The sequence below is a fragment of the Bartonella sp. AP58NXGY genome (assembly GCF_042195785.1).
GTDB lineage: Bacteria > Pseudomonadota > Alphaproteobacteria > Rhizobiales > Rhizobiaceae > Bartonella.
In genome coordinates this window covers 1-4,124 of sequence record NZ_JBHIOY010000030.1, presented here as the reverse complement: position 1 = coordinate 4,124, position 4,124 = coordinate 1, and the positions used below count along the sequence as shown (strand labels likewise).

Sequence of the window (4,124 nt, the reverse complement as noted above, 5' to 3'; positions counted from 1 at the left end):
GCACATTGTATGGTGGCTTTATGACGTAACATACGGGCTGGGTATTTTTGCCAAGTGTCACTTTTTTGTTTGCATTCGTTTAAATATTCGGTGACTTCAATAGGGTCTTTAATGCCTTTGAGACGAATAGCACATTTGATAGCAATGATATTACCGTCTTTATCGAGTTGATCTTGAAAGGTCATACCATCGAATTGAGGATTAGACTTAATGATCTTAATCCAACCATCAATAGAGACAACAGGAATGATTCCGCCGCCTTTTTTAGGGAGTGCATAGATTTCTTTTGTTAAAGGGTTAAGACCATAAGTATTGGCAACAGAGATAAAAGCAGCGAACTCTTCATCAGAGAAGTTATGATTGATACATGTTTTGATAATTGTCTTTCGAAATTGATCATGAGAAAACCCATATTTGCTAGCCATGGTTGTTAAAGAAGAATTTGTCATGTTTGTTTCCTACATTGCGCGCAATTCCCCCGTGGCGTGAATCACGCTTGTGTTAAAAAGCTGATTTGGCTGTTAGAAACGGCTTATACGCTCTGTATTTTCCTAGGGATATGTTCGGCTTTTCTAGTATAACTAATATGTGTGTTGCCTGAAATACATGTGTTACCACATACAACAGCTTCACCACCAATATGAGCTTTTTCACAAATTTTGGCATTGCCGTGAATTTCGGCTATTCCGTAAACTTGCGCATTATCGAAAATATGTGCATTGGATTCAACACAAGCTTTTCCAAAAACATTAGCATTTCCATAAATACGTGCATTACATGAGATACGTGCTCGTCCAAATACTTGTGCATTCTCATAAATTTGAGCATTACTGCAAACCTTTGCCCTATCCCCAACCCAACAATCGCCCTCATGAGAGAGGTTGCCTTCATGCTCTATAAAACCACCAAGATCACCTTTCTTGATGTTTCCAAAGTCTCTCAGTGCACGGATGCGACGAACTGGTCGACGATAGAGAATGTCTATTTCATCAGTAAGTTCATATTTCTTTTCCATGGTTTTACTCCTTTAAGTTAGATTCTGCCTTTGTCGTTCTTGCAAAAGAACGGCATTGCATTGTGTGGTGAATTTTTTGAAAAGAGGGCGTTTTTAAAAGCGCCCTGTATAATGTGGGTAATTTGGAATGACATCCGAAAGAGTTAGACGGTGCTGCTGTTCATAAGTCCCGTAAGTTTCATCTTCATATCGCTGCTGTTCGATTTCTTCTAAAAAAAAACCGTATGCGTTACTGTCTTTAACAAAGTCGTGAGGTATATTGCCGTTGAAACACTGCTCTTCACATTCTTTCAGATAGAATTCGGCAATATCTTCAGAGATATCTTCACAACGATTAGTCGTTGGTTCTACACGCAAAATTTGGACAGCATTATCGGCTTGGTCGATAAATTTGATCATGTCCTTTTCTTCTAAGAAAGGACCAGATTTAGCGAGATTTTGTTCTTCATTTTCGCAGATGACTAAGAGAATTTCATCAGAATTTATAAACACTGGTTTTTTCACAAATGCCTCCATTATCAAAATATTTGAATACATTTTGAAAAAAACACCTTGACATAGGTTTTTTTTTTCGGGGTATGGTGTCTGTATATTTCATATTTAATGAACGAGGTCAACTAAAAAATTCATAAAATATGAAATTTTATGAAGGCAAAAGTTAATTATGGATAATACAATGTTAGAAAAACTTTGGAAGTATGGAGATAAAAAAGTGAGGGCAGCTACTATTCTTTGTCTAAAGAACAAGAATTTTGAAGAATCGTTAAAACTGCTTTCTGAACTTCAGGTTTTGCTTGATAGTAAAGACGAATAAATTGTTCAGATTCTTTTATTAAAAAAGGCGGGATTTCACCAAAAAAATCAATAATTTTTATTAGTTCATCAGCTCTTATTGATCTAGGTTTTATTGGTTTCTTTTTTTCTGATTTTTCTGAGTTATTTAGCATATTGCTTAAAGTAGATTGCAATATCCCTAAATGTTTAGCGAGCATTTTTTTGCTGCCATGCCCATTTTTAGCTAATTGCTCATTAAGCCACGCCTTTAACTGATCTGATTCCATAAAAACAAGGCTCTTTCATGTGATATGAAAAATCAATAAAAAAAAACTGAAATTTTGTCTTGCTAAAATTCATTAAATATGAAATTTTATTATTATGAAAAAAGAACCTGCGTATACCATAATAAAATATTTAGGGGGGGCTGTTAATGTTTCGCGTATTTTACAGAAATGTAAAGGTGCTATTTATCGTATCACTTATTCTAAAGAGAAGGGTGGTTCTAATGGATTATTTCCTTCAATTTATCAAGCGCAATTATTAACCTACGCGCGAGATCATGGGATAGATTTGCGTCCAGAAGATTTCTTTTATCCTGAGCGCTTGCAGAGATTAATGCAAGAGCAAGTCCCCCCAATGTCGAAAATTTGCAAGAGCCGCGTTGTTGATCAGACGGTCGATAGATTGCAGCATTAAGGAGATCAAAATGAGTTTAAATGAAATAATATTGATAGTTGTGTGTGTAGTATTTGGAGCATTGCTTTTATGCGGAGTGATGTTTCGTATTGCTTTGTATTATCGTGACCAAGTTAAGAGGCTTAAAGAGGAAGTTGAAACTCTAAAATTAAAAATTGGGCATTTAACAGACGAGTTACAAAATAAACAGCATGAATGTTCAAGAGAAATTCAGAATGGCATGGATAAGAGTTTTTTAAATATCAAAAATGCATCAGAAATTAGAGAACTGAAGCAAAAGATAGATGAGTATGAAGCAGCGTTCAAACGGAAAAACGAAGTTATAGATGCACTAAAAGCAGAAGTTCAATCACGTGATACGGAAATTGAAAGACTAACACAAGAGCTTAAACAGCGTGATGAAGCAGTAAAAGCGCCGGCTCATAAGAATAAGAAGAGTGAGAAGAAGGGTAAGTGAGGAGAGAGAGATGGAAGATGTAATGTCATTTATCATAGGTCATATCATAAATAACATTCCAATTATTGTGGTCTCATTGTTTACTTTACACTACTATTTCAAGGCTTCTGATCTACAAGAACAGATAGATGAACAAGATGAAATAATTAGGGAAAAGGACACAATAATTAAAAATCAAGAAACACTGATCAATAAAGAGATAACTTCTATTGATGGACAGATTGCAAGTTTACACAAAAAAATAGAAAGAATTAACCCACAAGATATACAGTTTAATCAGCAATTTCAAGAAACATTTCCCATGTCTTTAATCCGTCGAAGCTAACAGGACAAAAGCTCACTTCGATTGTTTTCTTTGGATTATACGGTGCAGTATGCCTTATGAAAAATTCAGGGTCAACTATATCACTTGAGCTTAGAGGTGAAATATATAGTGTTAATGACAACTCACTGCGGCTTTTTAAATTAAACAACTTTAATAATTGTTCTAATGGTGGATTTATAAAACGTCCCTTTTTAAAATATTGTATATTACGTTGCGGTTTTATCAAATTTCTTTCGAAACAGATACATTTAGAATCTATTCTAGAAAATCCAATAGAAATAGGATCACGTACCATAGCAGCAATAAGTTCAAAAGGGCTTTCTTCAATAAGACGTATTTGTTTGATTCTAATATCTTTTTTTGTAGGATTTTTGATGATTAAGGGTATAAAAATTAAGGGGATTTTACGCGGTTCTTTACGCTCTAACCTTGGTAGAAATATTATTGGATCACTTGTCACAGTTAGCTTTTGTTCTGAAGCTTTTCTTCTTTTACAAAGTTTGAAATACTTAAACAAAGAACCTCCAATACTGATAAAAAGTGTAGCGATAATGGTAGATATGACGGCATTGTTATTAATCCAATGCCAAGAATTTTCTATTTCATTAAGCATATTTCACAAATCTTTCTCTACCTGCTTTTCGGAAAAAACACTTCTATAAAACACATTTTGTATGGAGATGCGCGGTGAATAACACGATTCTTTGTTTTGATCTAGGCACGAAGATGGGGTGGGCGATACGTGGAGGGGACGGTAGTATCATAAGTGGTACCGTAAATTTTCAATCGCGCCGTTTTGAAGGCGGTGGAATGCGTTACTTGCGTTTTAAACAATGGCTATCAGAAATAAAGCA

The 4,124-nt window shown here is 34.9% G+C and carries 8 protein-coding genes; 3 read left to right on the top strand and 5 right to left on the bottom strand.

What is annotated here, in order from left to right; genetic code table 11:
• The 4 genes from ACFINC_RS08965 to ACFINC_RS08950 form a co-directional block, all read right to left on the bottom strand.
• On the bottom strand, nt 1–449 hold a 449-nt coding region (locus ACFINC_RS08965; protein WP_375616983.1), incomplete at its 3' end, for a recombinase RecT.
• Between the two features lie 83 nt (nt 450–532).
• Nucleotides 533–1,015, bottom strand: a complete 483-nt coding sequence (locus ACFINC_RS08960) for a hypothetical protein (RefSeq protein WP_375616982.1) — start codon at nt 1,013–1,015, stop codon at nt 533–535.
• Between the two features lie 93 nt (nt 1,016–1,108).
• On the bottom strand, nt 1,109–1,519 hold the full coding sequence (locus tag ACFINC_RS08955; protein ID WP_375616981.1) for a hypothetical protein: 411 nt from the start codon (nt 1,517–1,519) through the stop codon (nt 1,109–1,111).
• A gap of 221 nt (nt 1,520–1,740) precedes the next feature.
• Entirely contained in the window at nt 1,741–2,076 is a 336-nt protein-coding gene (locus ACFINC_RS08950; RefSeq protein ID WP_375616980.1) for an XRE family transcriptional regulator, read from the bottom strand.
• 94 nt (nt 2,077–2,170) lie between these two features.
• On the opposite strand from ACFINC_RS08950, the gene ACFINC_RS08945 reads away from it, so the two are divergent.
• The 3 genes from ACFINC_RS08945 to ACFINC_RS08935 are packed head-to-tail and all read left to right on the top strand — an operon-like array spanning nt 2,171 to nt 3,270.
• A complete protein-coding gene (locus ACFINC_RS08945) occupies nt 2,171–2,488 on the top strand; it encodes a hypothetical protein (protein ID WP_375616979.1) in 318 nt (105 codons plus the stop codon).
• A 10-nt stretch (nt 2,489–2,498) separates the two neighbouring features.
• On the top strand, nt 2,499–2,945 hold the full coding sequence (locus ACFINC_RS08940; protein ID WP_375616978.1) for a hypothetical protein: 447 nt from the start codon (nt 2,499–2,501) through the stop codon (nt 2,943–2,945).
• Nucleotides 2,946–2,955: 10 nt separating this feature from the next.
• A complete protein-coding gene (locus tag ACFINC_RS08935) occupies nt 2,956–3,270 on the top strand; it encodes a hypothetical protein (protein WP_375616977.1) in 315 nt (104 codons plus the stop codon).
• Here the strand turns inward: ACFINC_RS08935 and ACFINC_RS08930 are convergent.
• Nucleotides 3,218–3,883 (bottom strand): hypothetical protein, encoded by a 666-nt coding sequence (locus tag ACFINC_RS08930; RefSeq protein ID WP_375616976.1) that lies wholly within the window; start codon nt 3,881–3,883, stop codon nt 3,218–3,220. The two genes, ACFINC_RS08935 and ACFINC_RS08930, sit on opposite strands and share 53 nt — an antisense overlap.
• Between the last annotated feature and the right edge of the window lie 241 nt (nt 3,884–4,124).